The organism is Prevotella pectinovora (genome assembly GCF_000834015.1).
Taxonomy (GTDB): Bacteria; Bacteroidota; Bacteroidia; order Bacteroidales; family Bacteroidaceae; genus Prevotella; species Prevotella pectinovora.
This window is the reverse complement of record NZ_JXQI01000081.1, coordinates 1-17471: the sequence shown is the minus strand read 5'-3', so window position 1 is coordinate 17471 and position 17471 is coordinate 1. Positions and strand designations below refer to the sequence as shown.

Below are 17471 nucleotides of genomic sequence, written 5' to 3'. Positions count from 1 at the left end.
ACGCCACAGTGAGCCCAACCCGTAAAGCGGATTGGAATTGAAGCACGAAACACAAATCAACAAATTGTAAGAGAAGAATGGCAAGAGAGAAGATAACCGGTGCGGAGGCGCTGATGCGATCATTGGCAAACGAAGGGGTGGATACCATCTTCGGTTATCCCGGAGGAGCGATAATGCCGGTGTTCGATGCGTTATACCACTATACCCGCGGCGACAACAAGGTGTTCAACCATATCCTTGTGCGCCATGAACAGGCGGCGGCACATGCTGCAGAAGGATATTCAAGGGTGAGCGGAAAGGTTGGAGTATGTATCGTGACAAGCGGTCCTGGAGCCACCAACACCGTGACGGGTGTTGCCGATGCGCTCACAGACTCCACTCCTATTGTGGTCATTGCCGGACAGGTGGGCATCAGCGCTCTGGGCACAGACGCCTTTCAGGAGGTAGACCTCGCCTGTCTCGCACAGCCGATATGCAAATGGAGCTACCAGATAAGAAGACCGGAGGATATAGCCTGGGCTATCAGCCGGGCATTCTATATAGCTAAATCAGGAAGACCGGGACCTGTGGTCATCGACTTCCCGAAGAACATACAGCAGGCTCTTACTGAATATGAGCCTCAACACATCGACTTCATCAGAAGCTATAATGCCTATCCGCAGCCGGACGAAGAGAAGACGAGGCTTGCGGCGGAGCTCATCAACAAATCGAAGAAGCCGATTGCCCTCGTCGGTCATGGTGTGGAGATTGGAAATGCCCAGGAGGAACTGAAGGAGTTTCTGGAGAAGGCCGACATACCGGCAGCAAGGACTCTCATGGGACTATCTGCCCTGCCATCCGACCATCCGCTGAATATGGGAATGCTCGGCATGCACGGCAACTATGCACCGAACATAAAGGAACAGGAATGCGACTTGCTGATTGCCATAGGAATGAGATTCAGCGACAGGGTGACGAGCAATGTGGCTACTTATGCCAAACAGGCAAAGATAATCCATCTCGACATCGACGCTTCGGAGATTGACAAGAATGTGAAGACCGACATTGCCATCGTTGCTGACTGCAAGGAGTCGCTGCCCAAGATTACGGCTCTCGTCCACAAGAACAGCCATAAAGAATGGATAGACAGTTTCAAGCCTCTGTACGAAACGGAACGTGAGCGTGTGATAGAGCCTGCCATCCATCCGAAAGGCAAATTCCTGCTCATGGCAGAAGTGGTGAACGCCGTGGCTGAAGCTACCGACGACAATACGGTGATGGTGAATGATGTGGGACAGAACCAGATGTTCTCTTGCAGATATTTCAAATTCGCCAAACCGCTCTCGTTAGTGACAAGCGGCGGACTCGGCACAATGGGCTTCGGACTGCCTGCTGCCATCGGTGCCACATTCGGAGCACCTGGCCGCACGGTGTGCATGTTTACCGGCGACGGTGGATTCCAGATGAACATACAGGAGCTCGGCACCATTATGGAACAGCAGACACCGGTGAAGGTTATCCTGCTCAACAACAACTATCTCGGCAATGTGCGCCAATGGCAAGACATGTTCTTCGGAGGCAGAAGGTCGTTCACAAGGATGATGAACCCGCAATACGAGCTTATCTGCAAGGGTTACAACATACCGTATGGACTCGCCGTGACCCACGAGGAACTGAAGGGGGAAATAGAGAAGATGCTCAGCACCGACGGACCGTATGTCCTTGAATGTGCTGTCTTGGAGGAGGACAACGTGATGCCGATGGTGCCTCCCGGCAAACCTATCAACGAGATGATTCTCGGAAAAGAGGATTTCAAAGAATAAAGGACTACAGAAATGGACAACGACAAAAAATTATATACTCTGCTCATTTATACAGAAAACATGGTGGGCATGCTGAGCCAGGTGACTGCCGTATTCACCCGCAGACAGGTGAACATCGAGAGCATCAACGCTTCGGCTTCAAGCATAGAGGGTGTACACAAATACACCATCACCACATGGAGCGATGAGGAACAGGTGAAGACGATAACGAAGCAGATAGAGAAGAAAGTGGACGTGATAAAGGCCGACTACTATACCGACGACCAGATATTCATCCGCGAAGATGCTTTGTTCAAGCTGTCAACGCCTGTCGTGATGGAGAATCCGGAGATTTCAAAGATAATACGCCGTGCCGACGCACAGATCATCGAGGTGAACCCTACGTTCTGCACAGCCGTGCTGAGCGGCGTGACAAAAGACATCATCGCCCTTTACACCAATCTGCAGGAAAGAAACTGCGTGCTGCAGTATACTCGAAGCGGAAGAATTGCCATAACGAGAAATCCTGTGGAAGAAGTGAACGACTTGATAGCAATGCGCGAGAACAACATGAAAAACCAATAAAGATAGAAGAAAATGGCAACATTAGGAAAAATCGGAAGATATGACTTCCTGTCGGAACCGTTCCATTGCGACTTCTCAAAGAAGCTCTTCATGGGACATCTGGGCAACCACTTGCTCAATGCGGCGGATTTCCATTCCAACGACCGCGACTTCGGTATGAACTATCTCAACCCTATCCACAAGACCTGGGTGCTGTCGCGACTGGCGATAGAGATGGACGACATGCCGGCGGCATACGAGAAGTTCAGTGTGGAGACATGGGTGGAAAGCGCCTTGAAGTTCTTCACCAACAGAAACTTCCGCATCTGCAGCACTGATGACAGCCGTACATACGGCTACGGCAAGAGCGTGTGGGCGATGATAGACACGGAAACGAGACAGCCGCAGAATATCCTCGCCATCAGAGACGGTGAGATAGAACGGTATATAGAGAAAGACAAGGAATGCCCTATCGAAGGCCTGTCGAGAGTGAAGATGGGCAAGGAGGCGAAGCTCGCAAGGACAATCGACACGTATTACTGCGACGTTGACGTGAACGGTCATATCAACAGCATCAAATACATTGAGCATATCCTCGACCTCTTCGACATTGACCACTACCGCAAATTCTGCATCAGACGCTTCGACATAGCGTATGTGGCTGAAAGCTACTGCGGCGACAAACTGAATTTCTATACCGAAGAGCGCGACGACGATACGGTCTGCGTAAGGGTAACGAAGACAAACGCCGAGACCGTGGATGCTGAAGTGGTCAGATGTATGTTGAAGTTCGAGAAGATATAATAAAGGCTGATAGCAGTATATATAAAATACACCATTAACGGTCATTGGATCGTTAATGGTTATAAGGTAAAAAGAACATAAGTGCCTGAGGGCACATAACTAAAACAAAACAAATATGGCAGAAATGAATTTCGGTGGCGTTATCGAAACGGTAGTCACCAACAAGGAATTTTCCTTGGAGAAGGCACATGAAGTATTGAAGAACGAGACAATAGCTGTGCTTGGCTATGGCATCCAGGGACCTGGCCAGGCTTGCAACCTGCGCGACAACGGTTTCAACGTGATTGTTGGTCAGCGCCAGGGCAAGACCTACGACAAGGCAGTGGCTGACGGATGGGTGCCGGGCGAGAGTCTCTTCTCTATCGAGGAGGCTGCAGAGAAGGGTACCGTGATCTGCATGCTGCTCTCAGACGCCGGTCAGATACAGGTATGGCCTAAGATAAAGAAATATCTCACCAAGGGCAAGACTCTGTATTATTCTCACGGCTTTGCCATCAACTGGAACGACCGCACCGGTGTGGTGCCTCCAGAGGATGTGGATGTCATCATGGTGGCACCAAAGGGATCGGGCACCTCTCTGCGCACCATGTTCCGCGAGGGACGTGGCGTGAACTGCTCTTATGCCGTATATCAGGATGCATCGGGCAAGGCTGAGGAGAAGACTTTGGCATTGGGCATCGGCATCGGTTCGGGCTATCTCTTCAAGACCACTTTCCAGCGTGAGGCTACAAGCGACCTCACCGGTGAGCGCGGTTCGCTGATGGGTGCCATCGAGGGATTGTTCGAGGCTCAGTATGAGGTGCTCCGTGAGCATGGACACTCTCCATCAGAGGCTTTCAACGAGACCATAGAGGAACTTACACAGAGCCTCATGCCTCTCTTCGGCGAGAAGGGAATGGACTGGATGTATGCCAACTGTTCTACTACAGCCCAGCGTGGCGCTCTCGACTGGGCTCCGCGTTTCCGCGAGGCCATCAAGCCTGTCATGGAGTGGCTCTACCTCTCTGTAAAGACCGGAAAGGAGGCTCAGATTTCTATCGACAGCAACTCAAAGCCTGACTACCGCGAGAAGCTTAACGCCGAACTGAAGGCTATGCGTGAAAGCGAAATGTGGCGCACCGGAGTGACAGTGCGTCAGCTCCGTCCTGAAAACAACTGATAAGCTTGGATTAATCCACAAAAAAAAGAACTCTCCCGATAAGCATCAAGTCTTTGCCTGTAGCCTATCGGGAGAGTTTCTTTATTTTAGCCCCAACCGGTCTGAATATAAAGACCGATTGGGATTGACGTTTATTCTCAAATCAGAGAATATTTCTGCAAATATTATTCTGTTATCCGCACATTTTCACCTGCCTGTGGTGTGAATCGCAATGTGTAACCATAGCTGCTATTCCACGAAGAATAAGATGGACACACATAATCAGACAGACAACTGTCGCCACCACATGAGTTGTTGCCGAGGCCGCGCTGCATATAGTCGAAGTGGGCATAAACCTGCTGATAGCGTGTCAGGTCGTACCAGTGGAGATTAGTGTTCCACATCGAGTCGCCTGATTTGCACCACTTTGTCTCGTCGTAGTGTGAAAGAGAGAATGATGCTCTTCCGCCTGCCTTGATTCCGATCTGCACGTTAGAAGCCCTATTGGTGAGAATCAGCTCACGCATATCCTCATGGTCGCCGAATGTCTGGGGGTGTATCATCTCGTCCACCATGTCGTCTACCGTAGTGGTGAAGCGGCCGAGATAAGAACCTGTCTTGCGGTCGCTGTAGTTGGAACGAGGACCGCGGGCATAGAACTCCACGTTCTCGAAGCCGGAAGCAAACTGCATGCCCAAGCCGATGCGAGCGAGTGTTCCGCTTGGCGAGAACTTCACGTTCATGTCTACAGTGCCATCAGGATAGAATGTATAATTGATGGTGTAGCTGCAGCCCGTTGCCGAACCCTCGACTGACATCGTAGCGTTGTTACCGCTCTTAGCGAGTGCTCTTGTGATGCTGAGGCTTGATGAATTGCTGAACGAAGGTTCGAAGTTACGGTCATTGTCCACCTTACGGTAGCTGTTGAAGTCAGGACCTTCAGCGATAAGGCTCTTGCCATCGTATGTCCATGAGGTCATCTTGCCTGATGAATTGAACACAATAGAATATGCCTTGCCGTTGTTGTCTGTACCTGTTACGGTATTGCCGCTTACGCTCAACGAGCCACCTGCAGAAGTGTAGCTTGGTAGCACTGGGAATCCCATTGTGCCGTCAGTGCCCATAGCAGTGCCGTTAGAGATGTTTTGCTCAGAGAGCGAGAACTGAGCGTCAGCGATGCTGTAGCCCTCCTCAGCCCATGATGTCCAATCGGCAACGTTCGCCTTAGTAGGCTTCTTTACGCGCAACTCTACGTTTACGAGATACTCTGCACTGCCCTCAACAGATGTCTGGATAGGCAGAGTTACGGTAGCAGAAGAACCTGCAGCGATAGAGTTGAAGCTTTCGAGCTTGCCGTTCTCCACCAAGTATCCATCCTTCATCACGCGATAGCCGATTTCGAAGTTGTCAGACGAGATAGACATAAACGCATACTTGTTCGCGATGTTTACAGACTTAGCAGAAGCGCTGAAGTCGCTGAACTTCACATTCTGGTACACCTTCTTCACCTCAGAGAGCTTGCCAGTCCATGTACGGTCTGGTGTGATGATACCGTTGTTGAGGAAGTTGCCTTGGAAGCCATAGTTTATACCGCTTGTTGAGTTGTAGTCGTAGCCAGACACCCAGTAGTTGAAGCCGTTTTCGCTCTTCTTCTGACCGCTAACAAGCCTTGCAGGGTCGTAAACCGACTGGTCTACCCAGTCCCATATACAAGCACCGACGATACCGTTACTACCCTCAATCAAATCCCAGTATTCCTTCAAGTTACCGACAGCCTGACCCATAGCGTGAGCATACTCGCAGATGAAGTAAGGCTTGCCGTTCAGTCCGCTTCTGTTTCCTTGTACTGACGAAACGGTTGGATACATGTTAGAACCGAGGTCGGAGTAATTTGTTCCGCTTCCTGCTCCCTCATAGTGAACGAAGCGTGAGTCGAGGTTCTTACACGTATTGTATGTAGTAGAGAAGTTGCTACCGCCGCCGCACTCGTTGCCCAACGACCAGAAGATTACACTCGGGTGGTTGCGGTCGCGCAGCACCATGCGCTTTGTGCGGTCGTCCATAGCTGTTATCCAACTGCTGTTGCTTGACAAGTTCTGGTTGTAGTGGCACTCCACGTCAGCCTCGTCCATCACGTAGAAGCCGAGAGCGTCCATCATGGCGTACATCTTCGGCTGGCGCGGATAGTGCGAGGTGCGCACGGTGTTCACGTTAGCCTTCTTCATCATTGTGAGGTCCTTCATCATGGTCTCCATGTCGATGGCACGACCATACTCAGGGTGAGTGTCCTGAGTGTTCACGCCCTTGAAGTAGACACGCTTGTTGTTGATGTAGATGAGGTTGCCACTCTTTGTGATATTGCGGAAGCCGTACTTTGTAGAGAACGCCATCTCCTCAGCTCCGTTCTCGTCCTTCTGACTTACAACGACGGTGTAGAGATACGGATCTTCTGCGCTCCATGGACGCAGGTTGCTGAGACCGCTGAGTGTAACAGTCTTTTCAGCTTTTGCTGTTCCGCTGTATGTCTGTGTGCCGGTAGCAATCTGATTGTCGTCAGCATCGAGCAACGACACCTGCAGAGTCTTGGTTGTAGAGACGGTGTTGCGGTTGTCTACAGTCAGCTTCACCGACATACTGCCGCTTGTAGCCTCGTTGTTGAGCGAAGATGTTATATAGTGGTCCGACACGAACACCTTCGGAGTAGCCACGAGATATACGTCGCGGTGAATACCAGAGAGGTGCCACATATCCTGACCTTCGAGATACGAACCGTCGCACCAACGATATACACGTACCGAGAGTTGGTTGTCGCCGGTAGTTACGAAGCCGGTGATGTCGAACTCAGCGTCGGTGTTAGAACTCTGCGAGTAGCCTACGTACTTGCCGTTCACCCATACTACAGCAGCGCTGTATACGCCGTCGAAGTGTACAAACACACGTTTGTCCTTCCATGTCGCAGGAATGTTGATGGTACGGCGATAGAAGCCCGTTGCGTTGTGGTCTGTTACGCCATACTGTGACATTCCAGAGTTCGCATTAGGTGGGTTGTTGCTGAACGGATAACCAACGTTGGTGTATACTGGTTTGCCATAGTTGGCCATTTCCCAAGAGAGCGGCACACGGATGTTGTCCCAACCGCTGTCGTTATAGTCCTTTGCCTGGAACTCACTTGAGCCAGGACCTGATGATGTTCCTGCAACATACTTGAACTTCCATGTTCCGTTGAGGTTGATATATTCAGCCTTGGTCTCGTCGGGCTGCTGCCAAGGCTCTGCGTAGTGCTTAGCGTCTGCCTTCATCTGCTCTACAGAAACGTAAGGGATGAATGTAGCGTGAGCGTCCTCCTTATAGTCGCTCACCTTGCTCTGATTCTTAATCCAGCTAACATCGAACGAACCATGGTCAGGAGAGGTTGAGCTGCCTCCAGTGCTACCTCCAGTGCCACCTCCAGTGCCGCCTCCAGTGCTACCGCCAGAGGCATCTGCTTTGATGAAGCCGAAGGCTGTAGCTGATGTTTTAGATGTTGTCTTAGTAAGACCTGTGCCAGCGCTGTTTACTGCCAAGTAATAAACTTGGTATTTAGACCACAAATAGTCACCTGATTTTATGTAGCAAGCCAGATAATATGTGTCGTTGCCAGCGCTTTCCAAGTTCCATTCCTGGTTTACGTTTGATTCACTACCATTTTTGTAATCGTATTCACTATCCCAGATAAGTGGAGCCTTATTATTATATCCTGCCATGTCTATAGCAAAGATAGATCCGAGGCTCTTGAAGTGGTATGGATAGTCAGAGCTCTTGCTGTTTAATACATTCCATGTCTGAGTAGTGGTTCCTTTGACAAGTGTACTAACATTTATGCTTGCGTTTTGTGTTTGGCTTTCAACGCTCAGACACTTTGTAGCATCACTGCCAAGGCAAATGTAGTAGTTGCTGCCAATGGTAGGAGTAACAAACTTTGTTTCTGTTACGGTGCCGCCACCAGTGGTTTCTTCTGTCACAAGGCTTACAGACTTGTATGTAGCCCATGAGCGTGTACTGCCCTGAGTGCTGCCGTAGAGAATAGACGTAAGGCTTAGGATATTGCTGATATTTGATGCATCGCAAATCTTCGTATCGTTAAGATACAGACCGTTCGAGTTCAACTCTATAGTAGTTTCGCCGGAGATGTTGGTGTGGTCTTCACGATATGTGTAATTTGCTCCACCATTGAAGCAGTTCACCTGCAAGGTATTGCTGCTCTTTGTATAGAAGAGGTGGATGACATTAGCGTATCCCCAGCCAGTTGTACCCTGCAAGTCGTCGCCGATAGAGAGCACATTCTCGTAAGTTGTGGTGCTCTGGCAAGTGCTGAGGTCGAGCACAGCCTTGAATGTCTGTTTCTGGAAGTCAATTGTTGTTTGCTCCGAGAACGACGAGCCGTTAGGCGTGTAATTGCTCAGAAGGTTTGTCTCCGCTGCGAACGCCTGCGTCACCATGAGAACGAGCAGTGCCGCTACTGCGACGAGATGTTGCTTTATGTATGTTTTCATAAGGTCTTGGTTTTTATTTCACGATGAGTTTTATGCCGTTCACTATATATACTCCCGGTGTCAGTTTCGTTGAACTGCAACGATGGCGCACACGCTGACCATTGATGCTATACACATCGCCGATGGTGGCGCTTGAGGAATTGGGAACGGAAGATATGTCGTTGGTCTCTGATGGATTCTCATCAACGCCCCATGTCAGTTCGCGAGTTGACTGCCGACCAGCCACATCTTCGAAATAGATACGGAATCCTTTGGCATTCATATCTGACGTGAGATGATAAATTTTGTCATCACTGAAAACGTAAGACCTCGACTTGACGGTGGTCGGAGAGAAGAAGCCTGTCACCCTTGTCTGTCCTACAGTATACTCCGGATTTCCTTCGCCCTTATACCAAGAGGATGCGGTAATGTCAGCAAACTTATATGTTTGGTCTTCGTTCACTCTCTCAGGCTGTAGCAGGCAAGGCTGTCCTGCCTCAATGTCTGTGCGATAGGTGAAAAACAGTTTGGTATCGCTATCACTGGTAAGATACGCCACCTTGGTTCCTACACCCCAAGTCTCAGCTATCTGTGCAGCCGACAAAGGGAAAGGCAGACACAGGGAGTTCCACTGTCCTGTCTTGAATTTACGCTTCAGCGTCACGTCCACATACTTTTCTGAAAATGTGGGGCGCACATAATTCTGAGCCTCATCGAGAATCACTTCCTGATACGGAACTTCGGCAGCTACCGTCCATTGTCCGGCAGCGAATGTGGGGTCTGGTTCCTCATACGAGGTTGCTATAGCTCCAGACTGTGCGTAGACAAATGCCGTGGAGTAGGCATCACTGTCCTGATAGCCCAAGGTGTATGACTGGCCGGCAGACGACTTCAATATCCACTTTACGTCTTTGCCGTTGAAATTCATACGCCCGGCATCAGCTTTCTCATCCACCATGGAGACTTTCAGCTTCACCGGCCGGTTTGATATTGCCGGCTTGCCATCGTCACCTACGGTGAGATACTGCCCCTGCGAATTGAATATATACACAGAAGTCAGTGCCAATGTATAAAATGTATTCATGATAAAATGTTTAATTCGTAAAATCTGTTTTTGGCGAACGCCAATGTCTGTTCACCAATAAGAAAAGTGGGAATATGGCTTATGTTGTTTTGTCAGAACATGTGCAAATCCTCATCCGTATCATCGTCCTCCTGGATGTCATCCCAGAGGAAACCGCTAACAGCATTATGTTCTTTGGCATCTATCTCAGGAGGATTGCCTTCAAATGTACTGAATCCCCCCAGAGTTACGCATGTTTCAAGCGCAATGACCTCGAGATCCGGTTTTAAGTACTTCTTCTTCATAAATATAAAAATAGCTTATAAGTTTTGAATATCAATTTATTGAATTAAGATAAACTCCATAGGAGCATAAGTTCTGCAGCTTCAGATTTAATCTAATGCAACAGAGGTAAATAAGTTTCAGCTATATTAATGGCTGACTATTGCATCATAACCATAAGGTGAGAACACTCCCCACCCGTCGGTTTAATACAGACACACTATACGTGTTGATAATCTGTTGTCAATTAATGATCTTTTCCACAGCGAGAGTTTGACTTTCCCGCCATGGAAACATCTTCACAGGTTTAATATTTGTTATACTATCTCTTACACTTTTAATTTCAATTTGCAAATCTAATCAATTATCCGCATTAATTTTTACATTTACGAAATATATTAACCATTTTTAGCTATTTCGCACCTATGCTATTCTACGAATACGTGTTTTTTGGATATATATAAGATAGGCTACACCTCGGAAGAAGAAATGAATGAATTCATTTCGTTCTTCTCTCGGTTTGCACTATCTTTGAATAAGATAGGCGGCACCTCGGAAGAAGAAATGAATAAATTCATTTCGTTCTTCTCTCGGTTTGCACTATCTTTGAATAAGATAGGCGGCACCTCGGAAGAAGAAATGAATGAATTCATTTCGTTCTTCTCTCGGTTTGCACTATCTTTGAATAAGATAGGCGGCACCTCGGAAGAAGAAATGAATGAATTCATTTCATTCTTCTCTCGGTTTGCACTATCTTTGCAGAATAATACAAAATCGGATATCAGATATGGCAACAGAACAGAAAAATGGAATAATCTATGGACTCAACGACCGTCCGCCATTCGTGGAATCGGTGTTTGCGGCATTGCAGCATTTGTTTGCAATCTTCGTGGCGATAATGACACCACCTTTGATAATAGCATCGCAGATGCAGCTCGACATAGAGACGACGAGCTTCCTCGTATCGATGGCGCTCTTCGCATCGGGTGTATCCACATTCATCCAATGCAGGAAATTCGGGGCTGTGGGCACCGGACTGCTCTGCATACAGGGAACGAGCTATTCGTTCATAGGACCGATAATAGCGGCTGGAATGGGCGGCGGACTGGCTGTGGTGTTCGGTTCGTGTATGGCGGCATCGGTAGTGGAGGTGTTCGTGGGCAGCATACTGAGATATGCACGCAAGATCATCACCCCATTGGTGTCTGGAATTGTGGTCACGCTGATTGGTCTCTGTCTTATAAAGGTGGGGATATCGTCGTGTGGCGGCGGTAATGCGGCGATGGCAAACGGTACGTTCGGCGCTCTGCACAATCTCGGACTCGCGGCTCTGGTACTTGCCACAATAGTGTTTTTCAACAGTTGCAAGAACCGCTACCTCAGGATGAGTTCCATCGTAATCGGACTTGCCGTTGGGTATGTATTGTCGTGGGCGCTGGGATATATCGACTTTGACTCGGTGAAGAGTTTCGGCGGCGTATATGTGCCGGTGCCGTTCAAATATGGACTTGACTTCGACCTCTCTGCCTTCATCTCGCTGAGCATAATCTTCATAATAACGGCGATAGAAGCTTATGGCGACATCACGGCGAATTCAATGATTTCCGGCGAACCTGTGGAGGGTGACCTCTTCATGAAGCGTGCATCGGGAGGTGTGGTGGCAAACGGCGTTTCATCGTTTATCTCTGCAGCCCTGAACTCCTTCCCCAACTCCATTTTCGCTCAGAACAACGGTATGATACAGCTCACGGGAGTGGCATCGCGCTACGTGGGATATTTCATCTCTGCCTTTCTCATCATCCTTAGCGTGTTTCCTGCCGTGAGTCTGGTATTCTCGCTGATGCCGGAACCTGTGTTGGGAGGTGCCACACTGCTGATGTTCGGCACGGTGGCGGCATCGGGAATAAAGGTCATCGCCTCGCAGAAACTGGGTCGAAAGGAGATTCTGGTGCTGGCGATAAGTCTTGCCGGCGGACTGAGTGTGGAGTTCATGCCTGAGATTCTGTCGGGCTTCCCCGAGACGCTGCGCAGCATTTTCTCATCGGGAATAACTACCGGCGGACTGCTCGCCATATTCTCAAACCTGCTGATAAGGATAAAGGAATGAGATGCTGACGAGTTGACAAGTAAACAAGCAGACGAGTAGACAAGGATATCTGTTCTCCATTTTGTAACAAATGGCAACTTCCTTGTCTACTCGTCTGCTTATCTACCCATCTGCTTGTTTACTCGTATACAGAATCACTTTCTTCTCTTTGTTGTAGACTTCTTTTTTGTAGTCTTCTTTTTAGAAGTGGTCTTAGTGGTCGTTGTTGTCTTGGTAGTGGTGGTAGCCACTGGCTTATAGTATTTCAGAGCCTCTGGCAACCATTTCTGTATGTCGGCGATACGCTTGGCGTCGGAAGGGTGATCGCTGAGGAAAGCCGGTGTGGTACTGGTGGAACTTGCCGCCATGCGCTGCCAGAAGCTTACTGCCACGTTAGGGTCGTAGCCCGCCATCGCGGCAAAAACGAGTCCCATATAGTCGGCCTCGCTCTCATTCTGACGAGAATAGTGGAGATTGCTGAATTTGCTTCCGAGTCCGAACACACCCTGTGCTATGCTGGTGGTATTTGAGCTGACTCCGGCACCGCTGAGCACGGCTCCCAGAATCTGCGAACCATACTGCTGCTTCATCTGCTTGCTTATCTGCTCTGCCGAATGCTTTGCCACGGCATGGGCAATCTCATGACCGAGAACAATAGCAAGAGCACTCTCGTTCTGTGTAATGGGGAGCAGTCCTTCGTATACCACAATTTTGCCGCCAGGCATACAGAAGGCATTTGCTGAATTGTCCTGCACGAGATTGAACTCCCAATTGTAGTTTTTCAGTTCTGCCGACTGGTTGTTGGCTTTTAGATATTGTTCCACGGCTGTGGCAAGGCGCTGGCCCACACGTTTCACCATCGCCGTGTTTGTGGCGTTGGTAGACACCTTAGCAGTCTTCATGTAGTTGGTATACTCCTTGTTGCTGAGACCGAGCACCTCTTCGTCGGAAACGAGGATATGCTGCTTTCTGCCTGTAACAGGCACCGTGCTTGTGGTTCCACAAGACACTACTGTCAGCGTCATGACCGCCAACAGTAATTTGCTGATTTTTTTCATATTCGTCTGATGTTGTTTTTTTGATTTATCACTTCAAAGGCAGAGCGCCAAGCTTGCTTGAAAGCTATGCTGAGGTGAAGCTTATCTTATGCAAAGATAATGCAAACCGAAGGCAGAGCGCCAAGCTTGCTTGAAAGCTATGCTGAGGTGAAGCTTATCTTATGCAAAGTTAGAAAAATCTAGCTTACGATGATAATTTTATGGAAGAAAATATTGAATGAGAAACACTTTACATACCAACAGCATGTCGGACCAGCTTCACAGCCAGTCCGACATGGGTATATAATACAAAAACATTATGAATTTTATCTTAATGGGCAATCATCAAGATGATAATATGTAAATTACTTGACTAAAAAGAAAATCCTTGCTACTGTAGCGCCGCATTACATTTACGGCACTTGCGCTCACAATAGCGCTCGCACTGAGCGCAGATGTCATACCCGAGCAGTGCTCCGAGCATGAAGTCCTCCTCTGGAGTGAGCTTGCTGAGGGGACGCGTAACCATCAGCCGTATGGCATCCATACACTCCTTCTTGCCGAAGAAGAGGTTCATGCGGTCGTTGCCAACGGGCTGTATGATATAGTCTATGTTCTGACGCTTGAGACGATCCAGAGCGTAACACTCATATTTCTTGTTGAAAGTGAACAGTACCATTTGTCTGACGCCCTTCTTGAACTCATAGATATGATTCATCAGGACCTTCATGTCTATCGGCATTACGCTCGCAGTGTCTTGCATCATCATTTTGCTTTAATTGTTAGTATCGTATATTTTTATATGTCAACAAGTCAGTCACCCACGGGAAACACTCCCCTACACTCTATCCGGTTCGGGAGTCACCACGGGAAACGTCAGCCCGCAGGTGTACTGTCCTGTCAACGGTGTTCCGCAACCAATGCGTTGCGGACCGTCAATTTTATGTAAAGTCTATGGCTTAGACATCGTGACTTACAGCTCACCCTTGATGTCATCCAGCCATGCATCAATGCGGCCTGGGGTCTTGTCGTCTTCGTTTATATCATCAAGAGCGAGACCCACGAACTTGCCATCAACCACAGCTGCAGAATCGTCGAATGTATAATCATCGGTTGATACCTGACCAACGAATTTCACGCCCTTGTCCTGAAGGGCAGAATAAATCTCGTCCATGCCACCGCAGAAGGTGTCGCCATACGACTCGCAGTCGCCACAACCGAAGAGCGCCACGGTTTTTCCATTGAGGTCGAGTTTCTTCAGTTTGTTCAGTCCGTCATACCAATCGTCCTGAACTTCTCCGGCGCCCCATGTTGAAGTGCCGAGAATGAGATTCTCCGCCTCGTTCACCTGGGCGTCATCGAGGTTTGCCACGTCTACCACTTCTGCTCCGAGCTTTTCCGCTATTGTCTCAGCGATGCTCTGGCAAGTTCCTGTTGAGGAACCATAAACAACCAATGTCTTTTTCATATTCTATCTCTCTATATTACTAAGTTTAAAAATCCAAAGAATCTATATGAAAAAAGAAAACTCCTTGTCAACTCGTCTCCTTGTCAACTCGTCAACTCGTAAGACGTAAGAATTATCCTTTTCACGGTTGCAAAGGTACGGCATCCGCCACAATGCTGCAATACCTAAAATTAGGGTTTTGTGCAAAATACCTAAAAGTGATTATACGGGAACGAAAGGAGGAACAGAATACCTTTTGCGCTATTTCCTGAATACGCAAGACCCTGTGAAACCGGGCGTTACCGACGTGGTCTGCACGACATACACACCTGATGGAAGTGACGACAGACTGATGCCGGAAGAATCGGATGACAGGCGTACTGCCTTCTGGAGCATCCTCTTTCCCACCACAGAATATATCGCCACGCTTACCCTCTCTGCCGGAACTTCACCCTCGGCAGAGAGCCACACCGTGTCGTCAGCATATTTGATATCGAGACGGGAAGGATGGTGATTGGAAATCTCGCTTATGCCATCGAGACCAAGCACACGGAGCAGACCGGCATAGGCATCTATCTCTCCATACCCCCAACGGTTATCCTTTTCTCCCTGCCGGGCGCCGTCCCTACGATGGCTCGTTGCCGCCAGCACATCCATCACCTGCCGGGTGGTGAGATCAGGATTGGCTTGCAGCCACAAGGCTATCGTACCGGCAACGACGGGTGTTGACATCGAGGTGCCGAGGAATGCCGCCCACGGGTAGGTGCGGTCATGGAATCGGGAAGTGGCTACGGTATAATCTTTCACGCTGCCCTCCGGATTCGCCTCTATGAAATAACTGCTTGCCGATGACACCACATGAGTGCCGTTGGCAACGACATCGGGCTTGATGCGCCCGTCGCGGGTCGGACCGACAGAGGAATAGTCTGCCACTTCGCCGTCGTGACCGCAATCATAGGTCTGAGCCACACCGTCGGCATTGACGATATGGTCGCGGTATGCCGTGGCTCCCACGCATATCACCGATGGGGCACAGCCCGGACTGCCGACACTGTATGCCGGTTCGCCGCCACTTATCGAAGGGTTTATCTCACTGGGATAAAACTGTGTGGCACTACTGTAGAAATCCACTTCGGCGGCCTCGCCAACGGCCTCGGCTGAGAGGAACAGCGACCACCCCACCCCGCCTTGCATCTCTGCCAACAGGTAGTAGGCTATGAGGTCTGGATTGAAATATGCGCGGCATGCCTGTATGGTGTATTTCAACCGGTGACCGAAAAAGTCTACGGAGTCTACCACCGTGGAGTCTTCGGCATTAAGGATATCGGCGGTAGGAATATATAGTTGTTCTCTGTCCGTGGCTGAGGTGTATGCAGAGAGGCATATCTGAAACTGGTTTTCTGAAGCCATGCAGAAATAAGTACGGTCTGACTGCGAAAGGAAGAACACTCCGTCGCGTTCCACCCCACGTGGCTTATGCTGATATGTCCTGCGCGACCCGTCGTTTCCGGCACTCGCCACAAGGATGCGGCCCGGTCCCTGTATCTGTCCGAGCACTTCCTCGAAAAGCCGTTCATCATCGTCGAACGACTGCGAACTGCCCTCACTGAATGATATTACACAAGGTTTGCCCACCTCCTGGGCATAGTCGAAGATGTATTTGAATCCGAGGACGTCGGTTGCTGATGTGTATTTGTATAACAGTTCTTCGGGAATCAGCGGCAGGTCTGTATTCACGGCATTGCTCACGATGCAGATATCGGCATCGTATGCCATACCGCGATAAGGTGTGTCGAAACCCGTACCCGCAGCTATTCCCAAGGTGTGGGTGCCGTGGGTCTCTATCAGCCCGTCGTGGGAGTGGGCATAGGCAAGAATCTCCTCCGGCGTGCGATAGTCAGCGCCGACATACATTCCGCTGCCGATACTGTCTGGCGAAAGCTGGTCCCAGAAGCGCCGTATGCGTGTGGCAGTGAGTGTGGTGTCATAGAAATTGGGATTCGTCACATCAAAGCCTACGTCCATGACGCCGACCACCACTCCCTGTCCGGTATAAGCCTGAGGCAAAGAGCTGCCGTTCCACACCGCGGGAGCATCCACTATCACTGCCGTGGTGTCCATCGTCAGCGTGTGACTCCTGCCGGCTTCAATCCTCAGCACACTCTCTGACAACGACAAGCCGTCGAGATGCCGCAACGGAATATCGGCGATATATATATCCCCGAACTGAGCAAGAGGCGTACAATGGTTTTCTTCCAACACACGCCTGCCATCTCCCTTCATCTGAACAAATGCACATAGGCTGCGCTGACGGGGAACATCAAATGCACGGCTGTCGCCTCTCTCTCTTCCTCCGGTCAATGTCTTGGCATATTGTCCTTGTCCCTTCTTTGCCTCGATGGATGCAAGTCTGACAAGCCTCGACATTTTGTAAAGGCTCGCTCCCGTATGTTGCGCACTGACCCTGGTTGCCACCGACAAGAGCAGCAATATATATAATAATGTCTTTTTCATGGATGCAAATTAAAGAAAAAAAATCATCACCACCAACAATCTACTTCAATATATGGCAAACAAAGTATATCTTTGACTTGCATCCATATAGAAAATTACGTATCTTTGCAAAATAAGCCTAAAATCCGCAACTATCATCCAATACACGATTAAGGGTAGATTTATGAGTCGTTAGTAGCAGCTTTCAGTAAAAAGCAACAGCACAACATCAATATGTAGCCACCATCCCCTTACCCCACGATGC

The 17471-nt window shown here is 49.3% G+C and carries 12 protein-coding genes; 5 read left to right on the top strand and 7 right to left on the bottom strand.

Features of this window, described 5'->3' with window-relative positions; genetic code table 11:
- Positions 1–77 precede the first annotated feature (77 nt).
- The 4 genes from ilvB to ilvC all read left to right on the top strand — a co-directional run bounded on the left by ilvB (position 78) and on the right by ilvC (position 4308).
- Positions 78–1802, top strand: a complete 1725-nt coding sequence (gene ilvB / locus ST42_RS11630) for a biosynthetic-type acetolactate synthase large subunit (protein WP_022316387.1) — start codon at positions 78–80, stop codon at positions 1800–1802.
- A 12-nt stretch (positions 1803–1814) separates the two neighbouring features.
- Positions 1815–2366 carry an acetolactate synthase small subunit gene (gene ilvN, locus ST42_RS11625; protein ID WP_044073617.1) on the top strand — a complete coding sequence of 184 codons (552 nt, stop codon included), beginning with the start codon at positions 1815–1817 and terminating at the stop codon, positions 2364–2366.
- A 12-nt stretch (positions 2367–2378) separates the two neighbouring features.
- Positions 2379–3149: an acyl-[acyl-carrier-protein] thioesterase gene (locus ST42_RS11620; RefSeq protein ID WP_044073616.1), complete on the top strand. Its 771-nt coding sequence runs from the start codon at positions 2379–2381 to the stop codon at positions 3147–3149.
- A gap of 115 nt (positions 3150–3264) precedes the next feature.
- A complete protein-coding gene (ilvC, locus tag ST42_RS11615; protein WP_022316384.1) occupies positions 3265–4308 on the top strand; it encodes a ketol-acid reductoisomerase in 1044 nt (347 codons plus the stop codon).
- A 164-nt stretch (positions 4309–4472) separates the two neighbouring features.
- Here ilvC and ST42_RS11610 read toward each other — a convergent pair whose 3' ends face one another.
- The 3 genes from ST42_RS11610 to ST42_RS11600 all read right to left on the bottom strand — a co-directional run bounded on the left by ST42_RS11610 (position 4473) and on the right by ST42_RS11600 (position 10166).
- The gene (locus ST42_RS11610) at positions 4473–8819 is read right to left on the bottom strand and encodes a glycoside hydrolase family 2 TIM barrel-domain containing protein (protein WP_052488340.1); all 4347 of its coding nucleotides are present in this window, start codon (positions 8817–8819) and stop codon (positions 4473–4475) included.
- Positions 8820–8832: 13 nt separating this feature from the next.
- On the bottom strand, positions 8833–9882 hold the full coding sequence (locus ST42_RS11605; protein ID WP_044073615.1) for a hypothetical protein: 1050 nt from the start codon (positions 9880–9882) through the stop codon (positions 8833–8835).
- Positions 9883–9974: 92 nt separating this feature from the next.
- The gene (locus tag ST42_RS11600; RefSeq protein WP_044073614.1) at positions 9975–10166 is read right to left on the bottom strand and encodes a hypothetical protein; all 192 of its coding nucleotides are present in this window, start codon (positions 10164–10166) and stop codon (positions 9975–9977) included.
- 764 nt (positions 10167–10930) lie between these two features.
- On the opposite strand from ST42_RS11600, the gene ST42_RS11590 reads away from it, so the two are divergent.
- The gene (locus ST42_RS11590) at positions 10931–12250 is read left to right on the top strand and encodes a uracil-xanthine permease family protein (RefSeq protein ID WP_042519552.1); all 1320 of its coding nucleotides are present in this window, start codon (positions 10931–10933) and stop codon (positions 12248–12250) included.
- A 134-nt stretch (positions 12251–12384) separates the two neighbouring features.
- Here the strand turns inward: ST42_RS11590 and ST42_RS11585 are convergent, their stop codons facing one another.
- The 4 genes from ST42_RS11585 to ST42_RS11570 form a co-directional block, all read right to left on the bottom strand.
- On the bottom strand, positions 12385–13287 hold the full coding sequence (locus ST42_RS11585) for a M48 family metallopeptidase (RefSeq protein ID WP_042519551.1): 903 nt from the start codon (positions 13285–13287) through the stop codon (positions 12385–12387).
- A 370-nt stretch (positions 13288–13657) separates the two neighbouring features.
- Positions 13658–14035 (bottom strand): DUF2023 family protein, encoded by a 378-nt coding sequence (locus ST42_RS11580; protein WP_374119380.1) that lies wholly within the window; start codon positions 14033–14035, stop codon positions 13658–13660.
- Positions 14036–14239: 204 nt separating this feature from the next.
- Positions 14240–14734 (bottom strand): flavodoxin FldA, encoded by a 495-nt coding sequence (fldA, locus tag ST42_RS11575; RefSeq protein ID WP_022316063.1) that lies wholly within the window; start codon positions 14732–14734, stop codon positions 14240–14242.
- Positions 14735–14974: 240 nt separating this feature from the next.
- The gene (locus ST42_RS11570; protein ID WP_044073612.1) at positions 14975–17227 is read right to left on the bottom strand and encodes a S8 family serine peptidase; all 2253 of its coding nucleotides are present in this window, start codon (positions 17225–17227) and stop codon (positions 14975–14977) included.
- Between the last annotated feature and the right edge of the window lie 244 nt (positions 17228–17471).

Bases quoted from the DNA above. Each gene is read 5' to 3' on its own strand.
- ST42_RS11620 (WP_044073616.1), top strand. From the start codon at position 2,379: ATGGCAACATTAGGAAAAATCGGAAGATATGACTTCCTGTCGGAACCG.
- ST42_RS11600 (WP_044073614.1), bottom strand. From the start codon at position 10,166: ATGAAGAAGAAGTACTTAAAACCGGATCTCGAGGTCATTGCGCTTGAA.
- ilvB (WP_022316387.1), top strand. From the start codon at position 78: ATGGCAAGAGAGAAGATAACCGGTGCGGAGGCGCTGATGCGATCATTG.
- ilvN (WP_044073617.1), top strand. From the start codon at position 1,815: ATGGACAACGACAAAAAATTATATACTCTGCTCATTTATACAGAAAAC.
- ST42_RS11610 (WP_052488340.1), bottom strand. From the start codon at position 8,819: ATGAAAACATACATAAAGCAACATCTCGTCGCAGTAGCGGCACTGCTC.
- ST42_RS11605 (WP_044073615.1), bottom strand. From the start codon at position 9,882: ATGAATACATTTTATACATTGGCACTGACTTCTGTGTATATATTCAAT.
- fldA (WP_022316063.1), bottom strand. From the start codon at position 14,734: ATGAAAAAGACATTGGTTGTTTATGGTTCCTCAACAGGAACTTGCCAG.
- ilvC (WP_022316384.1), top strand. From the start codon at position 3,265: ATGGCAGAAATGAATTTCGGTGGCGTTATCGAAACGGTAGTCACCAAC.
- ST42_RS11570 (WP_044073612.1), bottom strand. From the start codon at position 17,227: ATGAAAAAGACATTATTATATATATTGCTGCTCTTGTCGGTGGCAACC.
- ST42_RS11580 (WP_374119380.1), bottom strand. From the start codon at position 14,035: ATGATGATGCAAGACACTGCGAGCGTAATGCCGATAGACATGAAGGTC.
- ST42_RS11585 (WP_042519551.1), bottom strand. From the start codon at position 13,287: ATGAAAAAAATCAGCAAATTACTGTTGGCGGTCATGACGCTGACAGTA.
- ST42_RS11590 (WP_042519552.1), top strand. From the start codon at position 10,931: ATGGCAACAGAACAGAAAAATGGAATAATCTATGGACTCAACGACCGT.